A 22,877-nucleotide genomic window follows, 5' to 3' on the forward strand; every position below is an offset into this window, starting at 1 on the left:
CGGTGGCACGGTACGAGTCGCTCGTCGAATCGGTCGGCGACACCCCGCTGATCGGGTTGCGCGCGTTCTCGCCGCGTTGGGACGACGGTCGCGACGAGGACGGGACCGAGCTTCCGCACGTCCGCTTCTGGGCCAAGCTGGAGGACCGCAATCCGACCGGATCCATCAAGGACCGGCCGGCGCTGCGGATGATCCAGCAGGCCGAGACCGACGGGCTCCTGCAACCGGGATCGACGATCCTGGAACCGACGAGCGGCAACACCGGCATCTCCCTGGCGATGGCGGCCCGCACGCGCGGCTACAAGATGGTCGCCGTGATGCCGGAGAACACGTCGGAGGAACGCAGGCAGCTGCTGCGCATGTACGGCGCCGAGATCATCTCGTCGCCCGCCGCCGGCGGCTCCAACACCGCGGTGGCCGTCGCGAAGGACCTCGCGAAGCAGCATCCCGACTGGGTGATGCTGTACCAGTACGGCAACCAGGCCAACGTCGACGCGCACTACGAGGGGACCGGACCCGAACTGCTGGCCGATCTCCCGGAGATCACCCACTTCATCGCCGGACTCGGCACCACCGGCACGTTGATGGGCGTCGGCCGGTTCCTGCGTGAGCGGGTGCCCGACGTCGAGATCATCGCGGCCGAACCCCGGTACGGCGACGAGGTGTACGGCCTCCGGAACATCGACGAGGGCTTCATTCCCGAGCTGTACGACGAGTCCGTCATCACCCGGCGGTTCTCGGTGCAGGGCGGCGACGCCGTCGCCCGGGTCCGTGAGCTCCTGGCCGCGGAGGGGATCTTCGCGGGCATCTCGACCGGCGCCATCCTGCAGGCCGCCCGCGGGATCGGTCGTCGTGCGCTGAAGGACGGTCGTCGTGCCGACATCGGCTTCGTCGTGCCCGACGGCGGATGGAAGTATCTGTCGACCGGGGCCTACGAAGGTAGCCTCGATGACGCCCAGGCCGCACTCGACGGCCAGCTCTGGGCCTGAGGAGTCCACCGAAGGGATTGCCCATGAGCAGCGGTCTGCCGTTGCCGTCACCGCCGCCCGCGGCGCCGACACCGATGCCGCGCTGGAAGCGGTCCGCGGTCATCATGATCGGGATCGTCGTCGTGCTGTTCGCGATCGAGGCGATCGACGTCGCGATGAACGGACGGCTCGACCAGAACGGGATCATCCCGCGCCGGATCGCAGGCCTCGACGGCATCGTGTGGGCGCCGTTCCTGCACGCGGACTTCGCGCACCTGATCGGCAACGTGATCCCCGGCGCCGTGCTCGGCTTCCTGCTGCTGATGTCGGGGCGATTCCTCGGCGTCACCGCCATCGTGTGGGTGGTCAGCGGCGTCGGCGTGTGGCTCACCGGGCCGGCCATGTCGGTGACGATCGGCGCGTCGGGCATCGTCTTCGGCTGGCTCACCTACCTGCTGGTCCGCGGGCTGTTCAACCGCGACGTCTGGCAGGTGCTCGGTGGGGTGGTGCTGCTGGCGGTCTACGGTGGAATCCTGTGGGGCATGCTGCCCCAGGGCGGTGCGGTGTCATGGCAGGGACACCTGTTCGGCGCCGGCGGCGGTGTGCTCGCCGCGTGGATGCTGAGCGATCGACGTCCCCGCCCCGAACTCAAGGGAGGCCCGCGATAACCGAGCAGGGAACCGGTCCCATCGGCATCTTCGACTCGGGCGTCGGCGGGCTCACCGTCGCGCGCGCGATCATCGACCAGTTGCCGGACGAGGACATCATCTACATCGGCGACACCGCCAACGGCCCGTACGGGCCGCTCACCATTCCGGAGATCCGCAAGCACGCGCTCGCCATCGGCGACGAGCTGGTGCAGCGCGGCGTCAAGGCCATCGTCATCGCGTGCAACACCGCGTCGGCCGCCTGCTTGCGCGACGCGCGCGAGCGCTACGCGCCGATCCCCGTGATCGAGGTGATCCTGCCCGCGGTGCGTCGTGCGGTCGTGGCGACCAAGACTGGTCGGATCGGCGTCATCGGCACGGAGGCGACCATCGCGTCGCGCGCCTACCAGGACTCGTTCGCCGCGGCGCGCGACGTGGAGATCACCGCCGTCGCCTGCCCCCGCTTCGTCGACTTCGTGGAGCGCGGCGTCACCAGCGGTCGGCAGATCCTCGGCCTCACCCAGGGGTACCTGGAACCGCTGCAGGAGGCCGACGTCGACACGGTGGTTCTCGGCTGCACCCACTACCCGCTGCTGTCGGGCGTGATCCAGCTGGTGATGGGCGACGAGGTCACCCTCGTGTCCAGCGCTGAGGAGACCGCGAAGGACACGTTCCGGGTGCTCACCGAGACCGACACGCTGCACCCTCACGAGGGGCGTGATGCGCGTCGATTGTTCTCTGCCACAGGCGATCCCGACTTCTTTCGCAAGCTCTCGACCCGCTTCCTGGGACCTTCGGTGGGGCATGTCGAGCACTTCTGACCCTGGCCGTGTGGGATTGCACACCGACGGCGTCGCGCCAACTCGCCGATCACAGGTAGCCCGTTCGGTGTTGGTTTTTCGAACCGGCATGGCAGAGTTACCACTATGCGTTTGACGGTGCTCGGGTGTTCAGGGAGCGTGAACGGTCCCGGTGCGCCCTGCTCCGGTTATCTGGTGCAGGCCGACGGGCACCGGCCGGTGCTGATCGACTGCGGGCACGGTGTCTTCGGGGAGCTTCAGCAGCACGCGGACCCCAACGAGGTCGCGGTGCTCCTGAGTCACCTGCACGCCGATCACTGCCTGGATCTTCCCGCGATGCTCGTGTGGCGGCGGTGGTCGCCGAATCCGGCGACGGAGCGGTCGTTGCTGTACGGGCCCAGCGGTACCGCTCTCCGCGTCGGTGCGGGCGCGTCGGAGTATCCGGGTGAGGTGGACGACCTCTCCGACACCTACGACATCCGCGAGTGGGTCGACCGCGAGGCCGTCGACATTCACGGACTGCACATCGAGCCGTTCCAGGTGAACCATCCGCCGGAGACCTACGGTCTGCGCATCACCGGCCCCGACGGCGAGGTCCTCGTCTACAGCGGTGACACCGCGGTGTGCGACGAGGTCGTCGAGCTGGCCAGCCACGCCGATCTGTTCCTCTGCGAGGCGTCGTGGACCCACGACCCCGAGAACCGTCCCGCGGGCCTGCACCTGTCCGGCGTCGAAGCCGGCCAGATGGCCGCCCGCGCCGAGGTCCGCTCCCTCGCCCTCACCCACGTCGCCCCCTGGTCCGACTCCGACGCCATCATGACCGAGGCCTCCGCCGAATACCCCGGCCCCCTCCAGCTGGTCCACCAGGGCCAGATCATCGAGGTCCGCAAGCCGATCTGAGCGGAGCGGGCGCCCCAGGCAGGGGCGCCTGACACGACACAGCACATCCGCGTAACTCACCGCGATCCGCGTAACTAGCCGTCAGAAGCTGGATTCAGAACCCAGCTTCTGACGGCGAACTACGCGGATGCGGGCAGAGGCGGGCGCCCCACGCTGATCGCGTGACGGTGCCGCGAGTTTGCGAGCGCCATCGACGTATCGAGATCGCCGCAGGCTGGGTGGCGGAACACGCCACAGCGCATCCGCGTCACTCACCGGAGAACGCGTAGTTGAGAACTACGCGTTCTCCGCTGGAGTACGCGGATGTCGTCGTTCGAGGCATTCGCGGAGCTCGCCGAGATCCGCGTGCTTCCTGGGTACGCGGATGTCTCGGGAGTACGCGGATGCGGCGGTGGGCTAGTCCGTGCCGGGAACGCCGGCGAGAACGCTCTCGATGAACTCGGGAAGCGGCACATCGAGCGCTTTGCTGAGTGCGATCAGGGTGTCCAAGCGAGGGTTTGCGAGCGTCCGCTTGTTGCGATCGGAGAGGCCGCTCTCGAGGTTCTGAACGTGATTCGGCGTCCGTCCGATCGCCTCGGCCAACTTCTGCTGGCTCCAGTTCTTCGCGTGGCGTCGACGTGCGATCTCCAAACCGAGCTGCTTGGCAAGCAGCACCTCGGCCTGGGAATTCTTCACCAGTTCAGGGTCTCGGCGGAACGCGCCGATCACCACAATGTATACATGGGGAAACCTTGTTTACATGGCGGGAGGGAAGTCCGATATGGCCGGAATCATCGACAACCCGGTCATAAACTCTCCGTACGAGGAACCCCACGAGCACTTCGTCATCGATGAGAACGGCCACCCGACGGGGGAGACGGCGCATGGGCGACGTCCTAGCCAGTCCTTCGTTCCGATCGCGGTTGAGCGAAAAGGGCGGAGCCGCAAGGGGGTTCAGGAAGCGCTCGACTTCGGGACGGGCGAGCGGATCGAGACCAACGACCTCATCAACGAGGTTCGACGCGACGTCACCAAGTGGCGCATGGGTGGCCAGTACCCCTTCGTCACCCCGATCAGCCGCAAACTTCTGATGCACTGGGCGGACCCGACCCGCGACAACCGCGTTCTCTTCTGTCAGCGGGAGGCTGCGGAGACAGCGATCTTCCTCGCGGAGGTCGCGGGGCGGCACGGCTACACCGACTGGCGACGGCGTCTCGCGTCGACCAATGACGAGTTCAATCGCGGCCTTCCTCGGATCGCGCTGAAGATGGCGACGGGCGCGGGCAAGACCGTCGTGATGGGCATGCTGATCGCCTGGCAGGTCCTCAACAAGATCCACGCACCTACTACAAGATCCGCGACCTCGTTCCAGCAGACCTCGAGGGCGGGCTCGACCGCGCGCAGATCGTCATCACGAACTACCACGCGTTCCTTCCCCGCGAATCAAAGGAGTTCAAGGGCGTCGCGGCAAACACGAAGAAGCTGCTGAGGCCGGGGGAGTCGGCGTCGGTCTTCAAGGAGACAGAGGAAGCCGTCGTTGCGCGAGTGCTGCGCGACTTCGGGTCGTCGAAGGGCGAGATCGTCGTCATCAACGACGAGGCTCATCACTGCTACCAGGACAAGCCCGTCACCTCCGGCGAGATCACGAAGGAGCAGGCCGACGCCGACGCGGATGCCCGTGTCTGGTTCCGCGGCATCGCAGCGGTGGCGAAGAAGGTCGGCGTCAAGCACGTCTTCGACCTCTCCGCGACGCCGTACTTCCTCTCCGGCTCCGGCTACAACCAAGGCACCCTCTTCAGTTGGACGGTCAGCGACTTCTCTCTGATGGATGCCATCGAGTCGGGGATCGTCAAGATCCCGCGGACTCCGGTCGACGACGACTCGTCAAGCGATCAGGTCAGCTACCTGCACCTGTGGGATCACATCGGGAAGCAGCTGCCGAAGCGCAAGGGCCTTAAGGTGACGCTCGACGAGCTGCCGCTGCCCGCGGTTCTCGAAGGATCGCTGTACAGCCTGTATCGGAGCTACGAGCGCGCCTACGCGCACTGGCAGCGCGAACTGGAACCGTACGGCGAGACGCCACCGGTCTTCATCGTCGTCTGCCCCAACACCGCGGTCTCGAAGCTGGTGTACGAGTGGATCGGCGGATGGGAGCTCGCGGGCGAGGACGGCGTGGTTCGTTCCGGGAAGCTGGAGCTGTTCAAGAACTTCGACGACGCCGGCCGCCATCTCGCCCGGCCGCGGACGATCCTCGTCGACTCGGAACAGCTGGAGTCGGGCGAGGCGCTGAAGGACGACTTCAAGAAGGTCGCCTCCGGCGAGATCGACGCGTTCAAGGCGCAGTACCGCATCGACCATCCCGGTGCCGACGCCGAGAAGATCACGGATGAAGAGATTCTCCGGGAGGTGATGAACACCGTCGGCAAGCAGGGGAAGCTCGGCGCGCAGGTGCGCTGCGTGGTCAGCGTCGCGATGCTGACCGAAGGCTGGGACGCCAACACGGTCACGCACATTCTCGGTGTCCGAGCATTCGGGTCGCAGCTGCTGTGCGAGCAGGTGGTCGGGCGTGGTCTGCGCAGGCGGTCGTACGCGGTGAACGAGGACGGACGTTTCGAGCCCGAGTACGCGAACGTCTACGGCATCCCGTTCTCCTTCATCCCGTCGGACAAGCCGACCAAGGATCCGAAGCCGCCGGAGCCCACGTTGCACGTGCGCTCGTTGCCGGGACGCGACCACTTGGAGATCCGCTTCCCGCGAGTCGAGGGATACCGCCTCGAACTTCCGGATCCAGAGCTCGTCTTCGACGTCGACCATGCGCAGAAGTTCGTCATCGGCGCCAGCGAGGTGCCGACGTGGACGGAGTCCGAAGGCATCGTCGGCGGGGGTGAGCGCGACGAGATGAATCACCGCGTCGGCGTCCGCAGACAGGAGATCGCGTACAAGATCGCCGAGGATCTGCTCACTCGCTACTTCCAGGACGGCGGCAACCTCCGGCCGTGGATGTTCCCGCAACTCTTGAAGATCGCTGATCTGTGGCTGGAGAACTGCGTGGAGGAACGCGATGGACACAAGGCGTCAGCGCTCCTGACCCTGACCGAACTCCGCGGCAAGGCGTGCGAAGAGATCGTCAACGTCATCCAGCGTTACCCGGACGCGAGGAAGCCGCATGCGCGGGCGGTGCTTCGGGCGTTTGACCCCGTCGGCACGACCGCCGAAGTCTCCTTCTTCACGCGCAAGCCGGCGATTCCGGCGCAGAAGTCGCAGGTGTCGCACTGCGTGCTCGACGGGCCGTCGGGCGGGAACACGTGGGAACAGATTCTGGCGCAGTTGTGTGAGTTGAATCCGCGGGTGGCTTCGTTCGTGAAGAACGATCACCTCGGTTTCGAGATCCCGTACATCCACAAGGGACGGACGCACTCGTACGTTCCCGACTTCATCCTGCGGCTGCGAAAAGCCGAAGGAGAGAAGTTCGACCGACACCTGATCGTCGAAGTGTCAGGCGGACAGAAACCGTTGGGGCCGACGCACGAGAAGGCACGCACTGCCCGCGACACCTGGTGCCCGGCGATCAACAACCACGGCGGCTTCGGCGTGTGGGGATACGTCGAGATCACCGAGATGGTCACCGCCGGTGACGTTTTGAACGAAGCAATCACGAGCGTGTACACGGGTGAGCCGATCATCGGCGACCCCGACCTGCTCGACACCCTCGATCGCCGAAAGACTGAGGTGCACAGTGGCGCGAACTAGGAAGCCCGCCGGACCCACTCCCGTCGAATCGATCGGACACCAGGAGACGAGGTCCAACATCCCGACCGCCGATGCGCAGGAGTTCTACGACGACGCGAGCGAGCAGGTGCAGCCGGTTCGCTATCCGCGCGACCCGGCACTCGATCCCCAGCTCGTCTGGCGCGGCGCAGATGCGCAGGACAGCGAAGACCTCGTCGTCGACGCGCCGCCGATCTTCATCCAGGAGAAGATCGATCCACGCGTCCTCGTCGAGAACCTGCGTCGTACCGCAGCGAAGCCTGAGGACGAGCCCGAGCTCTCGCTGTTCGACAACTTCGACGGCCTCGACGAACTCTCCCAGGTCGAGTTCTACGAGCACCGGGCCAATTGGTCGAACCGCATGATCCTCGGCGACTCGCTGCAGGCGATGGCGTCCCTCGCTGAGCGCGAGTCGCTGCGCGGCAAGGTACAGATGGTCTACATCGACCCGCCCTACGGCATCAAGTTCAACTCGAACTGGCAGGTGTCGGCGCGGAAGCGGGATGTGAAGGACGGGAAGCTGGAGCATGCCGCGCGAGAGGCGGAGCAGATCAAGGCTTTCCGTGACACGTGGGCTGACGGGATCCACACGTATCTGTCGTATCTGCGGGACCGTCTTGTCGCTGCGCGTGACCTGCTGACCGAGAGCGGGTCGTGTTTCGTTCAGATTGGCGACGAGAACGTGCATGTCGTGCGGTCGCTGATGGATGAGGTGTTTGGGGCGGAGAATTTCGTCAGCCAGATCGTGTTCAGGAAGAAGCTGATGCCGCTCGGGTCAAAAACCCTTGAGCGAATGCATGATCACATCGTTTGGTTCGCGCGGGCCAAGGATGCGCTGAAGTACCGGCAGATGTACTTGCCAACGACCCCTGATCGAAATGGTCGCTGGACGGGTGTTGAAGACGCAAGCGGGAATCGACGAGGGTTGACTACGGAAGAGCGGCGAGACCCAGCCAATCTGGGGCAGGGATTGCGAATTTTTGGAACTATCTCTCAATGGGCTCCGTCGTATTCCGAGACGAATGTCTTCGATTTTGACTTTGGTGGCGTGACCTATCGACCTTCACGTGGGCAATGCTGGGTCACGTCACCTGAGAAGATGACTGCGCTTGCGCAAGTCGACCGGCTGTTCGTCGAAGGTGATAGCCCGAGGTTTATTAGCTACCACGATGACTTTCCATTCAAGAAGCTCACGAATCCTTGGTTCGATACTGCTCCCGCCAGCGGGCCCACATATGTAGTGCAAACTAGCCTTAAGCCGATTGAACGGTGCATTTTGATGGCAACCGACCCAGGCGACCTCGTCCTCGACCCGACCTGCGGCTCCGGCACCACAGCCTACGTCGCCGAACAATGGGGGCGCCGCTGGATCACGATGGACACCTCTCGTGTGGCATTCGCTCTCGCTCGCCAGCGCTTGATGGGCGCCAAGTACCCCTATTACCTGATCTCCGACACTCCGGAAGGAAAGGCGAAGGAGGCAGAGGTCTCGGGCGTCCCGCACGATCCGGACCTGCCGACGGGCGGCGACATCCGTCACGGTTTCGTCTACGAGCGGGTCCAGCACATCACCCTGAAGTCGATCGCGAACAACCCCGACATCGTCGAGGGGATGAGTCGCGAGGAGATCGATGCGGCGATCAAGCGGCACGCCGATTTCGAGTACCTCTACGACAAGCCGTACGAGGACAAGAAGAAGGTCCGAGTCTCTGGTCCGTTCACAGTCGAGAGTCTGTCGCCCTACCGCTCGGTGAGCTTCGATCCCGACGTGCAGCACGAGGCCGGGGAATCGATCTCCGAGGCCACCGGCGAGAGCGATCCCGAGGGGCCGGGTTTCGAGCGGTCGATCTTCGACAACCTCGCGCAGGCCGGCATCCAGAACGGTCGTCGTTCCGAGCGCATCGAGTTCGCGGCGCTTAACGAGCACGCTGGTGAGTACGTCCAGGCGATCGCCGACACCCGCGAAGCTGATGACGGCACAGCGATGAGCGTCGCACTGGCGCTCGGCCCGCAGTACGGCACCGTCGACGCGCGCTTCATCAAGGCCGCCGCAAAGGAAGCGCTCGCCAATCCCGACGTCGACATGCTCTGCGTCCTGGCTTTCGCCTTCGACCCGCAGGCGACGTCGGCCACGACAGAAGACGGCGTGACCGTCGACGCGTCGGACGAGGGCTTCGCGGAGGTCGCGGGGGAGCGAAAGCTCGGTCGGCTTCCCGTTCTGCTGGTCCGGATGAACGCCGATCTGCTGATGGGCGAGGACCTCAAGAAGACCGGCGCAGGCAACCTCTTCACGGTCTTCGGCGAGCCGGACATCGTGATTCGCGACTCCGAGGGCGGCCAGTTGATTGTCGATCTGCTCGGCGTCGACGTCTACGACCCGACCAAGGGTGAGGTGCGCAGTAAGGACACCGGCCAGATCGCGCTGTGGATGATCGATACCGACTACAACGGTGAGTCGTTCTTCGTCCGACACTGCTACTTCACCGGCGGCAACGACCCGTACAAGAAGCTGAAGACGTCGCTGAAGGCTGACATCGACGCGGACGCCTGGGCGTCGCTGTACCGCACGGAGTCTCGCCCGTTCGCACGGCCGTCGACCGGACGCATCGCGGTGAAGGTCATCAATGATTACGGTGACGAGGTGACCAAGGTGTTCGATGTTCAGCCGTCGTAGGGAGTCGATCGTCGTCGAAGTAGCGAGGAACGATGACGCGGAGTGATCGGGAAGAGCTGAGGCATCGACGATCCAAGACGTCGACTTTGACGTCGATGAGGTGCTGATCGGCGGCGTTTGCGACACGGAGGCGGATGCTGAAGACGATGCCGAGTGGGCGGAGTCGGCCGCAGATCGGCGAGCATGAGCCTTGTTGACACGCTTGCGTCGACCCTGTCGGCCGACTCCGTAAGCTGAGAGCAGCAGAGGGATTCGAGTCGAGGGGGAGGCGTGAGCGAGGAGTATCCAATCGATCCTGCGCGTTTCGCGGAAGCGCTTCGCGAGCAGCGTCGGATGAAGCTCAAGGGAGGCCTGTACCACCTGAATCAGATCCTGATGGCGTACAACAGCAACCGGATCGAAGGCGGTCGGCTCGACGAGGACCAGACCCGCTACATCTACGAGACCCGCACGGTCAGCGGCGACGCGGTGCCCGTCGACGACGTGGTCGAGACCGCCAATAGCTTTGAACTGTTCGACACCATTGTCGATCAATACGATCAGCCGTTGTCCGCAACGATCTTGAAGTCGTACCACCGGATTCTGAAGACTGGGACAGCGCAAGCACGTGCAGACTGGTTCGCGGTCGGCGATTGGAAGCGCGTTCCCAACGCGGTGGGCGACCGTACGACGGTCCGCCCTGAGGACGTCGGAGCTGCAATCGAGAGTCTGCTCAGCGATACGTCCGAGCCCGGGTCCATGACCTTCGACGAGATCGTCGACTTTCATCATCGCTTCGAGATCATCCATCCGTTCCAGGACGGCAACGGCCGCGTCGGCCGGATAGTGCTGTTTCAGCAGTGTCTGCAGAACGGGATCATGCCGTTCGTCGTACTCGACTCGCATAAGGAGTTCTATTACCGCGGGCTTGCGCAGTACGAGGACGAGCCGGGCTTCCTGCGCGACACGTTCCGTGCCTTCCAGGACTCCTATTACCAGCGCTTCGCTGAGTTCGTCCCGAGGTAGCGGGCCGCGTCCGAAGCATCCGCGTAACTACCCGTCAGAAGCTGGATTCAGAACACAGCTTCTGACGGCGAACTACGCGGATCTCGGCGAACTACGCGGATACGGCGGAGAGCGGGCGCGCTGCAGGAAACGCGGGGTCCAGTAAAGTCGAAGGCGTGACTTCACGAGCAGATGGCAGGGCCGACGACGAACTCCGGCCGATCAAGTTCACCCGCGGTTTCACCTCGCACCCGGCAGGGTCGGTGCTGGTGGAGTTCGGGAACACGCGCGTCATGTGCACCGCATCCGTCACCGAGGGCGTGCCCTCGTGGCGGCGCGGATCGGGCCTGGGCTGGCTCACCGCCGAGTACTCGATGCTCCCCGCGGCGACGCACGAGCGTTCCAAGCGTGAATCGGTCCGAGGCAAGATCGGTGGACGTACCCACGAGATCAGCCGCCTGATCGGCCGCTCGCTCCGCGCGTGCATCGACCTCGCCGCTCTCGGCGAGAACACCATCGCCATCGACTGCGACGTCCTGCAGGCCGACGGCGGCACCCGCACCGCCGCGATCAGCGGCTCGTACGTCGCGCTGGCCGACGCCGTCACCTACCTCGCGGCCCGCGGCAAGCTCGCCGACCCGCAGCCGCTGTCGTGCATCATCGCCGCGATCAGCGTCGGCGTGGTCGACGGCCGCGTCCGCGTCGACCTCCCGTACGAGGAGGACTCGCGCGCCGAGGTCGACATGAACGTCGTCGCCACCGACGCGGGCACCCTCGTCGAGATCCAGGGCACCGGCGAAGGCGCCACCTTCCCGCGCGCGACCCTCGACAAGATGCTCGACGTCGCCACCGCCAGCATCGAGAAGATCGTCGAGGCGCAGCGCGAGGTCCTCGCGCAGCCGTACCCGGGCGAGCTTCCCGGCGCCGACAAGTGACCGCGAAGATTCTTCTGGCGTCCAACAACGCCAAGAAGCTCGGCGAACTGCGACGCGTCGTCGAAGCGGCCGGGATCACCGGGCTCGAGGTGCTCGGCCTCGCCGACGTGGAGCCGTACCCGGAGCCCGTCGAAGACGGCGCGACCTTCGAGGACAACGCGCTCATCAAAGCGCGGGTCGCGGCTGCGAAGTCGGGCCTGCCGTCGCTGGCCGACGACTCCGGCCTGGCGGTCGACGCGCTCAACGGCATGCCGGGCGTCCTGTCCGCGCGGTGGAGCGGCGGCAAGGGCGACGCGGCGAACAACGGACTGCTGCTCGCGCAGCTCGGCGACGTCCCCGACGAACGACGCGGAGCGGCCTTCGTCTCGGTGTGCGCCCTGGTGCTTCCGGACGGCACCGAGACCGTGGTGCGCGGCGAGTGGCGCGGCACCGTCGTCCGCGAGGAACGCGGCGCGAACGGCTTCGGCTACGACCCGCTGTTCATCCCGGACGACGAGGTGGCCGCCGGTCGCAGCTCGGCGGAACTGACCGCGGAGGAGAAGGATTCACTCAGCCATCGCGGCAAGGCGCTCGCGCAGTTGGTTCCCGCGCTGCGGGAGCTCGCTGCGGGGTAGGGGCAGCGGAGTCGGCGGGGTTTCGACTCGCTTCGCTCGCTCAACCAGCGGAAAGAGAACGTCCCCCTCGAGGAATCGAGGGGGACGTTCTCCTTTTGCAGGTGCGCCTACTTGTCCAGGGCGAACTCCGCCTTCACCTCGCGGGTGCGGATGTGCTCGAACCAGAACGAGAGGAACGGGATGGTGCCGGCGAGTGCCGTCAGCACCAGTTTGCCGAGCGGCCAGCGGACCTTGATCGAGAGGTCGACGGTGCAGATCAGGTAGACGAAGTAGATCCAGCCGTGAGCGATGCCGACCCAGCCGAAACCCTCGACGTCGAAGCCGTACTTCGCGACCATCTCCGCCACCAGGAGCAGCAGCCACACACCGGTGATCCACGCGAGCAGGCGGTAGCGGAACAGGGCGCTGCGGATCTGGGGGAGGGTCGCCGTGACGGTGCCGTCCTTCTTGGCGTCGTCGGTCGGCTTGGCGGTCTCGGTCACGTCGGAGTCCTTCATCAGTCGTGCGTGGGGTGCTTGTGGAGGTCGGCCAGATACCTGTTGTACGCGGCGGCCTCGTCGTCGGGGGCGGCGTCGACGATCGCCGACACCGACGGGTCCGCAGCGGTCGGCCGCGGCGGCAGAACGCCTTCGGGGATCTCGGTCGGCTCAGCCGATCGCTCGGCGTCGGGATCGGCCTCCATCACCACGAAGCGGCGGTAGGCGTAGATCACGGCGACGGCGAACGCCGGCCACTGCAGCGCATATCCGAGGTTCTGTCCGGTGCCGGATGAGGATTCGAAACGATCCCACTGCCACCAGGCCAGCAGCAGGCAGGTCACCGCAGCCACGACCACCAGCGCGATCAGCGCGGGGCGGTGGCGACGAGCCGAGGTCGAAGGGGTGTGGTCCACGTAATCGACGGTACCCGGTCTTTCAGCGTTCCCCGAGTCCACGACGGTGCCGGAGATGTGCGCTTGGCCACGAGTCTGCTACAAATAAGCTAAGCCTAAACTTAGATCAGGGCGCGAGACCGACGATGGGACAGAGATGGGCAAGGGATTCCAGGGAGCGATGCTCCGCGCGCTGGGCGCCAAGAACCACCCGGCAACCGTGACGAGCATCCGATGGATCACCGACCACATGGTGCGCATCGACTTCCAGTGCGACGGCATCCTGCACCAAGCGGGCGAGAAGCCGTCCGCCTGGATCCGCGCGTGGTTCCCCGATCTGACGCACCCGTCGAAGATGCATCAGCGCGGCTACACGCTGCTCGACGCGGATCCGGCCGCCGGGACGTTCGGCCTCGCCTTCCTCGTTCACGACCCGGCCGGCCCGGCCTCGACCTGGGCGCGCTCGGCGGAGGTGGGCGACGAGCTGCTGATGACGAGGCTCGGCGGCGACGGGCACGACGTCGCCACGGCCGAGGACAGCCCCCGCGGCTACCTGCTGATGGGCGACGTCGCCTCGTGGCCGGCATTCACGACGCTCATCGACGCGATCCCGGTCGGTGTCCCGGTGCGCGTGGTGATCGAGCACAGCAACGACGACGACCGCGTCCTTCCGCTGCCGACCCGTGACGGACTCGTCGTCGACTGGGTGCGGTCCACGCCGGACCGCCGTGCACTGGTCGACGCGATCGACGCAGCCGACGACTACCGCGGATGGCACACCTGGGTGACCGCGGAGAGCAAGGCGACCAGGCTCGCCAAGAAGCGGCTGGCCCAGGAGCACGCGCAGAGCAAGTCGACCATGCACACCCAGGCCTACTGGATGGCCGGCCGAGCGATGGGGCGGACCGCAGAGCCGGAGTCGCAGCGCGTCTAAGCGGTGTCGGTCGCAAACGTCGCCACGAAACGGGTGACCTCGCCGTCTCGCACGTAGACGACGTCGCCGCCGAGCAGACGAGCATTCTCCCGAGCGATCGCCAGTCCGATTCCCGCACCTCCCGTCCGAGTGCGTGCGTCCGACGCCTTGTACATGCGCTCGAAGATGTGCGGGAGATGGTCGGGCGTGACGCCGTCTCCGTGGTCGGTCACGGTCACCGAGAGCGCATCGGATGAGCGGGCGACGTCCACGCTCACCGGTTCGCCGCCGTGCCGCAGCGCGTTGCCGACGAGGTTCGTCACGACGGCGACCAGCCGTCGTCGGTCGGTAGGGAACGTCGTGACGTCGCCCATGGTGAGCGGAACTCGCTCCCAGCCGCGCTGACGGAGCGCGGCCGCCAGCACCTCCGCGACGTCGATCTCCTCGACGTGGATCTCCGCGGTCCCCGCATCGCGGCGCGCCATCTCGAGCAGATCGTCGACCAGCGCGGACAAGGACGTGACCTCCGTGCCGACCAATCTGGCGGCCCGGCCGCGGACCCCGGCGTCGTCGGCCAACTCCTCTTCGAGGACTTCGGCGGCGGGCACCAGCGCGGCCAGCGGGGAACGGAGTTCGTGAGAGACGTCGGACGCGAAGCGCTGCGCCCGCTGCTCCTGTTCGCGCAGCACTGCGAGGGAGCGGTCGTGCTTGTCCAGCATGTCGTTGAAGGTGACGGTGAGGTCGTGCAGTTCGCGGATGTCGGTGTCGGGCATGCGGACCGCGCGGTCGCCGCCGGCGACCGCGCCCGCCGTCCGCGTCACGCGGCGCAACGGCTGCAGAACCGATCGCATGACGAGCAGACCCGCGAGAAGACCGATGGCGGCGGCGATCGCCACCGCAACGACGACCAGCCGGGTGAGGTGCGCGATGCGCGCGGAGACCTCGCCGAGGGATCGGACGACGAACACCGACTCGCCGTCGCCCTGCTGCGGTTGATAACCGATGGCGACGCGACCGTCCGAGATCCGGGAGAAGCGGTACAGGGCGGTGGTGCGTTCGACGGCGTCGCGGATGTCGGTCGGGATGGCGGAGGCCGCACCGACCGGATCGCGGACCACGCGGCCGTCGACGACGATGATCGCGTCGACCGGATACTGCGCGTACCGTGTCGTGGCATCGGGCGTCGTGCCGCCGGACGGGGCTCCCATCCCGCGCGCCGCAGCCATCTCCTGCTCGAAGGTGTCGAGCGCCTGGTCCTGCGCGTCCTGGTACGCCCACGACCGCGCGGTGATCGCCAACGCTGCACCGACACCGCCCGCAGTCATCGCGACGACGAGGACGATGCCGAGCAGGACTCGCAGCTTCAGGCTGGAGCGGACGCGGGTGATCACGGCACGAACCGATAGCCGAAGCCGCGAACCGTCTCGATGTGGCTGGGACCGTCGGTCGAGTCGACTTTGGACCGCAGCCGTTGGATCGCGTTGTCGACCAGGCGGGAGTCGCCGAGGAAGTCCTGATCCCAGGCGAGGCGCAGGAGTTGATCGCGGCTCAGAACCTGACCGCGGTGATCGGCGAAGGCGAAGACCAGCCGCTTCTCGGTGGGGCTCAGCCCGAGCGAGACACCGTCGCGGAGGACGTCGGCGGCGTCGCGGTCGAGGACCAGATCGCCGAGAGTCTCCGTCGACGATGCGGCGGGTTCGACGGTCGTCTCGACCCTGCGCACGTTCGCTTTGATCCGCGCGTCCAGAACTCGGGGGCTGACGGGCTTCAACACGTAATCGTCGGCACCGGACTCCAGACCGGCGACCATGTCGATGTCGTCGCCCCGCGCGGTCAGCATCAGGATCGGCACCGCACTGAACGTCCGGATGCGGCGGCACAGTCCGAAGCCGTCCTCACCGGGCAGGCCGATGTCCAGGACCACGGCGTCCGCGGCGTGAACCAGCGTCGGCAGATCGGCCCCGGGATCGCGGTCGGCGGTCGTCACGGCGTAGCCGAGTCGGGTGAGCGACAGCTCGAGCGCGGCGACGATGCTCGGATCGTCTTCGATCAGAAGGAGGTTCACCCGCGCTGCATCCCTTCACCCTCGCAGTGGCTGCCGCCAGTCTGGCACACCGGCCGGCCCGACCCGGCGATGCGCGCGGGTCCAGACCGGCACCGCGTATTCGGCGAGCGCGGCGACGGCGACGGCCAGCAGGACTCCGCCGATGACGTCGGACGGCCGATGCCAGAGCAGGCTCACGACACCCGCCGACACCGCGGCGACGACGGTCAGGACGATCGGAGCGACGGCGGGGAGCACCCGACGCGGCACCACCGCGCAGATCGCGATGGCCACGGCGGTGAACGCGGCGACCGTCTTCGACGGGAACGAGTTGAGCTGCCCGATGCCGAGGGTCGGGCGGTCGAGGCCGGCCTGCAGGATCACAGCGGCGACGGTGGTGCCGAGCACGACCAGGCAGGCGTTGGCGAACAGTCGGACGGATCGTCGACCGAGGCAGACGGCCGCGATCACCGCCGCCGCGGCGAACAGGATCGGTATCTGCAGGCGGCCGAGGGTGCCGAACGTCGGCACGTCGTGCCCGGTCAGCGCGCCGAGGGTGAGCATCGCGTCGTGGTCCACCACCTGTCCCGAATACGAGACGACGAGCACTTGATAGACGACGGCCATCGCGGCGAGCGCGGCAGCGCCGACGATGAGGGGAGCGATTCGTGTGGTCATGCCGACCATGCTGGCGTTCGGATTCGGCGGCTCCGCGTCTGCGGCGTCGCAGCTCTGTCGCAATCGTGTCGCAAGAAATATTCTGGCGATGATGTCGAGAACTCGCCGTCCGCGCCGTCCCAGGTGTGAACGCGACCAACCGGGTCGCGCCAACGCAGGAGAATCGTCATGGCCAAGTACCTGATGCTGAAGCACTACCGCGGCGCGCCGGCCGCCCGCAACGACGTCCCGATGTCGGAGTGGACGCCGGACGAGGTGACCGCGCACATGCAGTACATGAACGACTTCGCGCATCGCCTCGTCGAGACCGGAGAGTTCGTCGCCTCGCAGGCACTCGCCCCGGAAGGTGCGTGGGTGCAATACGGCGGGGAGGGGAAGCCGCCGGTCACCGACGGTCCGTTCGCCGAGACCAAGGATCTGATCGCCGGGTGGATGATCATCGACGTCGACACCTACGACCGCGCCGTGGAGCTGGCCGGGGAACTCTCCGCGGCACCCGGTGCCGGCGGTCGTCCGCTGCACGAGTGGCTCGAGCTGCGTCGTTTCTACGACGACGTCCCCGGCTCCGACGCCTGATCCGGTCGCGTCCGTGGACTCCGACCTCATCCGCACGCTGGGACCGCAGGTCCTGACGATCCTCCTCGGTCGCGGTGCCGACTTCGCCGCGGCCGAGGACGCCGTCCAGGAGGCCCTGGTCGAGGCGTTCGTCGGCTGGCCGGATCGTCCGCCGCGCGACCCGAAGGCCTGGTTGGTCACGGTCGCGTGGCGGAAGTTTCTGGATGCGACGCGGTCGGAGGCGGCGCGCCGTCGTCGTGAGGAGACCACGGCGGCCGAGCCCGTGGCGGGCGACGTCGTCGACGCCGACGAGTCGCTGACGCTGTACTTCCTGTGCGCACATCCGTCGCTGAGCCCGTCGTCGGCCGTCGCCTTGACCCTGCGCGCCGTCGGCGGTCTCACCACCCGGCAGATCGCGGACGCCTACCTGGTGCCGGAGGCGACCATGGCGCAGCGGATCAGCCGCGCCAAGAAGACGGTGTCGGGGGAGCGGCTCACCGTTCCCGGCGATGTCGCGACCGTCCTGCGGACCCTGTACCTCGTGTTCAACGAGGGCTACTCCGGCGACGTCGACCTCGCGGCGGAGGCCATCCGGTTGACGCGCGGACTGTCGGAGGCGGTCGATCATCCGGAGGTCGCGGGCCTGCTGGCGTTGATGCTGCTGCACCACGCGCGTCGCCCGGCGCGCACCGGTCCGGACGGCGATCTGGTCCCCCTCGCCGAGCAGGACCGCGCCCGATGGGACACCGCGTTGATCGCCGAGGGTGTCCGCGTGTTGCAGAACGCGTTGGCTCGCGATCGGCTCGGCGAGTACCAGGCGCAGGCGGCGATCGCGGCGCTGCACGCGGACGCGCAGACCGTCGAGGAGACCGACTGGGTGCAGATCGTCGAGTGGTACGACGAACTCGTCGCGCTGGCCGACACCCCGGTCGTCCGGCTGAACCGGGCGGTCGCGGTCGGGGAGGCCGATGGTCCGCGGGCGGGTCTCGCGGCGCTGTCGGACCTCGATCCGTCGCTGCCGCGGTACGCCGCGGTCGAGGCGCATCTCCGAGAACGCGACGATGATCTGGCGGCGGCCGCGCGGCTGTATGTCGAGGCCGCCGACCGTGCACGCGACGTCGCCGAGCGGAACCACCTGATCAAGCAGGCGGCGCGGATTCGCGAACGGATACAGTCGCGGGCATGGCCTCCCCGCGACTGACCCGCAAACCGAAGATCGACTCCCTCGCGCTGAGCGGCCTCGACGACCTCGACGCCGAGGTGATGGCCGCCTACGAGACGGTCGAGTTCGGTCGCTTCGACGATGTGGAACTGGTGTCGCGCGACCTGTCCGGCATCACGCTGACCGACTGCGAACTGACCGGCGTCACCGTCGAGGACGTCGAATGGAACGGCAGCCGCATCTTCGACACGGTGCTCACGTCGGTCACCGCTCCGCGGATGTCATTGCCGCGCAGTTCGGTTCGGAACGTCCGCATCAACGGCAGCCGCATCGGCGCCTTCGACCTCTTCGAGGGCAAGGTGCGGTCACTGGTGATCGAGGGCTCCAAGCTCGGACTGGTGAACCTGCGCGGCAGCGATGTGCGCGACATCCTGTTCCGCGACTGCGTCATCGACGAGTTGGATCTCAGTGAGGCCACTGTCGCCCGCATGGCGTTCGAGAACTGCACCCTCACGAGCCTGGAGGTGCATCAGGCCAAGCTCAGCGACGTCGATCTCCGTGGCCTCTCCGTCGAGACCATGCGCCACCTCGACGGGCTGCGCGGCGTCACCATCGACAACGAGCAGTCGCTCCGGTTCGCCGCTCACTTCGCGGCGCATCTGGGCGTGCGGATCGAGTAGCGGTCAGCCCTTCACCGCGAACAGTTCCAGCGCGATGTTGTCGGGGTCGCGGAACTCCAGGATCCAGGCCTCGCCGATGTCCTTGACCGGCTCGTGCGCGATGCCCTGAGCGTCGAGGGCTGCGGCCGCATCGTCGATCGCGGCCTTGTCCGCGACGGACAGGGAGATGTGGTCGAGGCCGACGCGGTTCTCGTCGAACCTGTCGGTGCCGGGTGCGACCGGTCGCAGTCCGAGCAGGTTGTTCCCCACGTGGTAGAGCACTCCGCCGAAGAGGAAGGCCAGCTTCTCCCTGGTCGCCTCGTCGGCGTCGGCGGGGACCTCGGCGAAGACCGGCAGGCCGAACACGGCGTCGTAGAAGGCGCGCGACCGTTCGATGTCGGTGACGGTGAGACGAACGTGGGAGATACCAAGTGGGACAATGGACATACTTCGAGTATGCGCCTCGTCCAGCGCGACGTGTAGAGCGAATTCTCGACTGACCACAACCGACCCGGGAGGCCTCACGATGGCTGAGAAACAGACCCCGTTCTTCATTTCGAAGATCGCGAAGTATCTGCTCAAACCGATGTCGCAGTCGAACTCGTGGCTCTATCGCCGCACCGGCGGGCGGGTGATGGGCAGCCTCGGCGGTCGCGATCTCTGCCTTCTGACGACCATCGGCCGGAAGTCCGGGCAGGAGCGCACGCAGGCGCTGCTCTACGTCGCCGACGGTGACGACGTCCTGCTCGTCGCCGCGCAGGGCGGGCTCCCGAAGAACCCGATGTGGCTGCTGAATCTGCGCGCCGATCCGCACGTTCGGATCCAGCGCGGCCCCACCACGATGCCGATGATCGCGCACGAGGTCGACGATGCGGAGCGCGCCGAGCTGTGGCCGCGGCTGGTGAAGCACTACTCCGGGTGGGGGCAGTACCAGTCGTGGACCGACCGGGTGATTCCCGTGGTGCGGTGCACTCCTGCCTGACCGCGCGAGGTTCCACCGTTGATCGGAGCCCCGTCGCGGGGCCCGAACAACGATGAGAGATGGTGCGCGAGAAGGGACTTGAACCCTCACACTCTTCGAGTACTGGAACCTAAATCCAGCGCGTCTGCCAATTCCGCCACTCGCGCGCGCACGACTGTGCCGTGATGCAGTGTCACTGTACCGGTAGGCTCAGGCGGTGATTCGCTACCCTCTGGACGCTCCGGAAATCGTCGATGCGCTGGGCCGAGGTCTTCGCGCGGCGGGCTATTCGTCGGAAGGCATCGACGGACTGCTCGGCCCCGAGGCCGGACAGGCGCTGGTCGGGGGAGTGTGGTGGCCCGCGCTGCGGCAGACGCGGCGCGCGGACGACGACGAGGCCGCGCTCGCGACCCTCATCCGACTGTTCCTGCTCGGCTCCACCGAACCGGCCGCCGACGTCGACGCAGCGCTCCCGGACGTGGGCGTCGCCGCACTGCTCGACCAGCAGGTGATCGAGGAGGCCGACGGCGGTGTGCGCGCAATCCTCGACATCCGACCGCACGGCAGCGATGCGGCCGACTACCTGGTCGTCGCCGACCAGGACGCGTCGATGCGGCCGGGACCGGTCCGGCACGACCACGTGCTGGGCATCGGCGGCGCGTCGATGTCGCTGGCCCAGGCCGTGATCCGCACGCCGTTCGCGCGGGCACTGGATCTCGGAACCGGCTGCGGCGTGCAGGCGTTGCACATGTCGTCGCACTGCGACCAGATCGTCGCGACCGACACCAACGCCAGGGCGCTCGCGCTCGCCGCGGCCACCGCGCGACTCAACGGCCTCGACTGGGATCTCCGCGACGGCAGTCTCTTCGACCCGGTGGGCGACGAGACGTTCGACCTGATCGTCTCCAACCCGCCGTTCGTCGTCGGCACCGGCGCACAGGATTACATCTACCGGGACTCCGGCATGGTCGGCGACGGCATCAGCCGCGCGCTCATCGAGCAGATCGGCGACCATCTGAATCCCGGCGGCGTCGCGCAGATCCTCGCCAACTGGGTGGTCCGCGACGTGGACGCGTGGGACGAGCGGGTCCGCGAGTGGGTCGAGGCGACGGGGCTCGACGCGTGGGTGGTGCAGCGCGAGCTCGCCGACCCGATCAGCTACGTCTCGCTCTGGGTCTCGGATGCGGGGGAGTCGGTGGTCGACGCCGCCGAGCGCGGCGCCCGCTGGCTCGACTGGTTCGAAGAGGAAGACATCGTCGCCATCGGCATGGGGTCGATCACCTTCCGGAAGCCCGCCGAGCCGCGCCAGCCCGACGTCGTGATCGAGGAGATCACCGCGGCCGGCCAGGAGGTGACCGGCTTCGAGGCACAGGCGTTCTGGGCGCGACGCGACTTCCTCCGCGACAACTCCGACGCCGACCTCCTCGCCTCACGGCTCTCCACGTCCCCGGTGTTCCTGGAGACGCAGTCGCTGCCCGGTGACGACGGATGGCAGCAGGTGAGCGCGTCGGTCACCCGGCCGGGCGGCCCGGGCGCGGTGCTCGCCGTCGACGAGGTGCTGACCGCACTGTTCGCGGGCTGCCGCGGCGAGGTTCCGCTCGCCGCGCTGATCTCGCTCATCGCCGACTTCCACGGCGTCGAGGCGGATGCACTCGCGCAGGTGGCGATGCCGGCGATCCGCGAGGCGATCGGCCGCGGGATCCTGTATCGGGCTGATTAGGAGCGCGGTCTACTCCGTCGCCAAGCGGATCCCGAAGCCGACGAGCGCGAAGCCTGCGACCAGGTCGATGCCTCGGCGGATCCGCGGAGTCTGCATCCACTTCCCGATCTTCTCCGCGGCCAGCACCAGCGCGGCGAAGTACACGAAGGTCAACGCGAGGTAGATGAGGCCGAAGCCCAGCGTGGTCCAGGCCGCGGAGTAGCCGGCTGGCACGAAGCCGGGGAGCAGCGTGATGAACATGATCCCGATCTTCGGGTTCAGGATGTCGGTGAGGAACCCGGTGAAGAATCCCGCACGACGACCGCCGGGAGCGGACATCGCGACGGTCCCGCCGGTCGGCGAGGCGGAGCGCATCCGCCACATCGACCACAGCGTCTGGGCGCCGAGGATCACCAGGTAGCAGCCGCCGACGATCTTCAGGATCTCGTAGCCGATCTCGCTCATCTGCAGAATCGCCGAGAGGCCGAGCACCGCGGCGATGATCCAGACGGTCAGACCGGCCAGGACGCCGAGCGAGGTGCGGATGCCGCCGGAGCGACCGTCGCGTGCCAACCCGCGCATCACGACGAGGGAGTCGGGCCCGGGCAGCAGCACCAGGAGGAGCGACGCGAAGGTGAAGGAAGCGATGGCCGTCAGCACTGGTCAATGGTAGGGCCGGTAGCGGACGCGAATAAAATTCACGGTGAGATAATTTCTCGACTTGCGGTGACGTGACCGGGAGAGTGATTGCTCACAGGGGAAACTCAACCGTCAGGAAGCACATGACCACCGAACAGCTGGATCACCTCGTCACCACCTCGCGGTGGGATCGCTTGAACCCGGGCGTGCGCGTGGCCATGATCATCGCGTTGATCGCGCCGATCGTCACCGTCGTCGTCGCCGACACCGACTGGGTCCGCTACCTCGCTGCGGCAGCAGTCCTCGTGGTGGCACTGGCCTTCGGCTGGGTGCGCGAGACCGACGGACTCAGGGTGCCGTTGAACTGACCGCCAAGGCATCGAAACCCCCGTACCGACTCGGTGCGGGGGTTTCTGCTGCGGTAGGG

General features: G+C 66.9%; 23 protein-coding genes, 1 tRNA gene and 1 pseudogene. 16 read left to right on the forward strand and 9 right to left on the reverse strand.

The window, feature by feature from the left end:
• Positions 1-2 precede the first annotated feature (2 nt).
• The 4 genes from ACH46_RS07395 to ACH46_RS07410 all read left to right on the forward strand — a co-directional run bounded on the left by ACH46_RS07395 (position 3) and on the right by ACH46_RS07410 (position 3,315).
• Complete coding sequence (locus ACH46_RS07395) at positions 3-989, forward strand: PLP-dependent cysteine synthase family protein (protein WP_062392344.1); 987 nt, start codon at positions 3-5, stop codon at positions 987-989.
• A 74-nt stretch (positions 990-1,063) separates the two neighbouring features.
• Positions 1,064-1,636, forward strand: coding sequence for a rhomboid family intramembrane serine protease (locus ACH46_RS07400; RefSeq protein WP_062395111.1), 573 nt, complete (start codon positions 1,064-1,066; stop codon positions 1,634-1,636).
• A complete protein-coding gene (gene murI / locus ACH46_RS07405) occupies positions 1,633-2,436 on the forward strand; it encodes a glutamate racemase (protein ID WP_062395110.1) in 804 nt (267 codons plus the stop codon). Before ACH46_RS07400 ends, murI begins: the two co-directional genes overlap by 4 nt.
• A 105-nt stretch (positions 2,437-2,541) precedes the next feature.
• A complete protein-coding gene (locus ACH46_RS07410; protein WP_062392345.1) occupies positions 2,542-3,315 on the forward strand; it encodes a cyclic nucleotide-degrading phosphodiesterase in 774 nt (257 codons plus the stop codon).
• Positions 3,316-3,711: 396 nt separating this feature from the next.
• Here ACH46_RS07410 and ACH46_RS07415 read toward each other — a convergent pair whose 3' ends face one another.
• Entirely contained in the window at positions 3,712-3,990 is a 279-nt protein-coding gene (locus ACH46_RS07415) for a helix-turn-helix domain-containing protein (protein WP_157851020.1), read from the reverse strand.
• Between the two features lie 85 nt (positions 3,991-4,075).
• On the opposite strand from ACH46_RS07415, the pseudogene ACH46_RS07420 reads away from it, so the two are divergent.
• From ACH46_RS07420 to rdgB, 5 genes and pseudogenes are all read left to right on the forward strand, one after another.
• Positions 4,076-7,044, forward strand: a pseudogene (locus ACH46_RS07420) (BPTD_3080 family restriction endonuclease).
• Positions 7,031-9,736 (forward strand): site-specific DNA-methyltransferase, encoded by a 2,706-nt coding sequence (locus ACH46_RS07425; RefSeq protein WP_062392347.1) that lies wholly within the window; start codon positions 7,031-7,033, stop codon positions 9,734-9,736. The pseudogene ACH46_RS07420 and the gene ACH46_RS07425 overlap by 14 nt, the downstream one beginning before the upstream one ends.
• Positions 9,737-10,006: 270 nt before the next feature.
• The gene (locus tag ACH46_RS07430) at positions 10,007-10,741 is read left to right on the forward strand and encodes a Fic family protein (RefSeq protein ID WP_226995797.1); all 735 of its coding nucleotides are present in this window, start codon (positions 10,007-10,009) and stop codon (positions 10,739-10,741) included.
• A gap of 155 nt (positions 10,742-10,896) precedes the next feature.
• Positions 10,897-11,655 (forward strand): ribonuclease PH, encoded by a 759-nt coding sequence (gene rph, locus ACH46_RS07435; protein ID WP_062392348.1) that lies wholly within the window; start codon positions 10,897-10,899, stop codon positions 11,653-11,655.
• Positions 11,652-12,269, forward strand: coding sequence for an RdgB/HAM1 family non-canonical purine NTP pyrophosphatase (gene rdgB, locus ACH46_RS07440; RefSeq protein ID WP_062392349.1), 618 nt, complete (start codon positions 11,652-11,654; stop codon positions 12,267-12,269). The genes rph and rdgB overlap by 4 nt, the downstream gene beginning before the upstream one ends.
• A 107-nt stretch (positions 12,270-12,376) precedes the next feature.
• On the opposite strand, the gene ACH46_RS07445 is transcribed toward rdgB, so the two are convergent.
• Positions 12,377-12,751 carry a DUF3817 domain-containing protein gene (locus ACH46_RS07445; RefSeq protein ID WP_062395115.1) on the reverse strand — a complete coding sequence of 125 codons (375 nt, stop codon included), beginning with the start codon at positions 12,749-12,751 and terminating at the stop codon, positions 12,377-12,379.
• 14 nt (positions 12,752-12,765) lie between these two features.
• Positions 12,766-13,161, reverse strand: a complete 396-nt coding sequence (locus ACH46_RS07450; protein WP_062392350.1) for a hypothetical protein — start codon at positions 13,159-13,161, stop codon at positions 12,766-12,768.
• A 136-nt stretch (positions 13,162-13,297) separates the two neighbouring features.
• Here ACH46_RS07450 and ACH46_RS07455 point away from each other — a divergent pair, with 136 nt between their 5' ends.
• Entirely contained in the window at positions 13,298-14,074 is a 777-nt protein-coding gene (locus ACH46_RS07455) for a siderophore-interacting protein (protein WP_082399481.1), read from the forward strand.
• On the opposite strand, the gene ACH46_RS07460 is transcribed toward ACH46_RS07455, so the two are convergent.
• The 3 genes from ACH46_RS07460 to ACH46_RS07470 are packed head-to-tail and all read right to left on the reverse strand — an operon-like array spanning position 14,071 to position 16,775.
• Entirely contained in the window at positions 14,071-15,444 is a 1,374-nt protein-coding gene (locus ACH46_RS07460) for a sensor histidine kinase (RefSeq protein ID WP_062392351.1), read from the reverse strand. The genes ACH46_RS07455 and ACH46_RS07460 overlap by 4 nt on opposite strands.
• Positions 15,441-16,118, reverse strand: coding sequence for a response regulator transcription factor (locus ACH46_RS07465; RefSeq protein ID WP_062392352.1), 678 nt, complete (start codon positions 16,116-16,118; stop codon positions 15,441-15,443). Before ACH46_RS07465 ends, ACH46_RS07460 begins: the two co-directional genes overlap by 4 nt.
• Before the next feature lie 15 nt (positions 16,119-16,133).
• On the reverse strand, positions 16,134-16,775 hold the full coding sequence (locus ACH46_RS07470) for a phosphatase PAP2 family protein (RefSeq protein ID WP_157851021.1): 642 nt from the start codon (positions 16,773-16,775) through the stop codon (positions 16,134-16,136).
• Between the two features lie 168 nt (positions 16,776-16,943).
• Here ACH46_RS07470 and ACH46_RS07475 point away from each other — a divergent pair, with 168 nt between their 5' ends.
• The 3 genes from ACH46_RS07475 to ACH46_RS07485 are packed head-to-tail and all read left to right on the forward strand — an operon-like array spanning position 16,944 to position 19,172.
• Positions 16,944-17,351 (forward strand): YciI family protein, encoded by a 408-nt coding sequence (locus tag ACH46_RS07475; RefSeq protein WP_062392354.1) that lies wholly within the window; start codon positions 16,944-16,946, stop codon positions 17,349-17,351.
• 13 nt (positions 17,352-17,364) lie between these two features.
• The gene (locus ACH46_RS07480; RefSeq protein ID WP_062392355.1) at positions 17,365-18,531 is read left to right on the forward strand and encodes an RNA polymerase sigma factor; all 1,167 of its coding nucleotides are present in this window, start codon (positions 17,365-17,367) and stop codon (positions 18,529-18,531) included.
• Entirely contained in the window at positions 18,513-19,172 is a 660-nt protein-coding gene (locus ACH46_RS07485; RefSeq protein ID WP_062392356.1) for a pentapeptide repeat-containing protein, read from the forward strand. Before ACH46_RS07480 ends, ACH46_RS07485 begins: the two co-directional genes overlap by 19 nt.
• Positions 19,173-19,175: 3 nt before the next feature.
• Here the strand turns inward: ACH46_RS07485 and ACH46_RS07490 are convergent, their stop codons facing one another.
• Positions 19,176-19,598 carry a VOC family protein gene (locus ACH46_RS07490; protein WP_062392357.1) on the reverse strand — a complete coding sequence of 141 codons (423 nt, stop codon included), beginning with the start codon at positions 19,596-19,598 and terminating at the stop codon, positions 19,176-19,178.
• A 79-nt stretch (positions 19,599-19,677) separates the two neighbouring features.
• Between ACH46_RS07490 and ACH46_RS07495 the strand changes: the two genes are divergently transcribed.
• Positions 19,678-20,133: a nitroreductase family deazaflavin-dependent oxidoreductase gene (locus ACH46_RS07495; protein WP_062392358.1), complete on the forward strand. Its 456-nt coding sequence runs from the start codon at positions 19,678-19,680 to the stop codon at positions 20,131-20,133.
• 60 nt (positions 20,134-20,193) lie between these two features.
• Here the strand turns inward: ACH46_RS07495 and ACH46_RS07500 are convergent.
• Positions 20,194-20,279 (reverse strand) — tRNA-Leu (locus ACH46_RS07500).
• A 50-nt stretch (positions 20,280-20,329) separates the two neighbouring features.
• Between ACH46_RS07500 and ACH46_RS07505 the strand changes: the two genes are divergently transcribed.
• Positions 20,330-21,832, forward strand: coding sequence for a DUF7782 domain-containing protein (locus ACH46_RS07505; protein WP_062392359.1), 1,503 nt, complete (start codon positions 20,330-20,332; stop codon positions 21,830-21,832).
• 9 nt (positions 21,833-21,841) lie between these two features.
• On the opposite strand, the gene ACH46_RS07510 is transcribed toward ACH46_RS07505, so the two are convergent.
• Positions 21,842-22,471, reverse strand: coding sequence for a LysE family translocator (locus ACH46_RS07510; protein WP_062392360.1), 630 nt, complete (start codon positions 22,469-22,471; stop codon positions 21,842-21,844).
• A 122-nt stretch (positions 22,472-22,593) separates the two neighbouring features.
• Here ACH46_RS07510 and ACH46_RS07515 point away from each other — a divergent pair, with 122 nt between their 5' ends.
• On the forward strand, positions 22,594-22,818 hold the full coding sequence (locus ACH46_RS07515; RefSeq protein WP_062392361.1) for a hypothetical protein: 225 nt from the start codon (positions 22,594-22,596) through the stop codon (positions 22,816-22,818).
• The last annotated feature ends 59 nt before the right edge of the window (positions 22,819-22,877 follow it).

This window comes from Gordonia phthalatica, assembly GCF_001305675.1.
GTDB lineage: Bacteria > Actinomycetota > Actinomycetes > Mycobacteriales > Mycobacteriaceae > Gordonia > Gordonia phthalatica.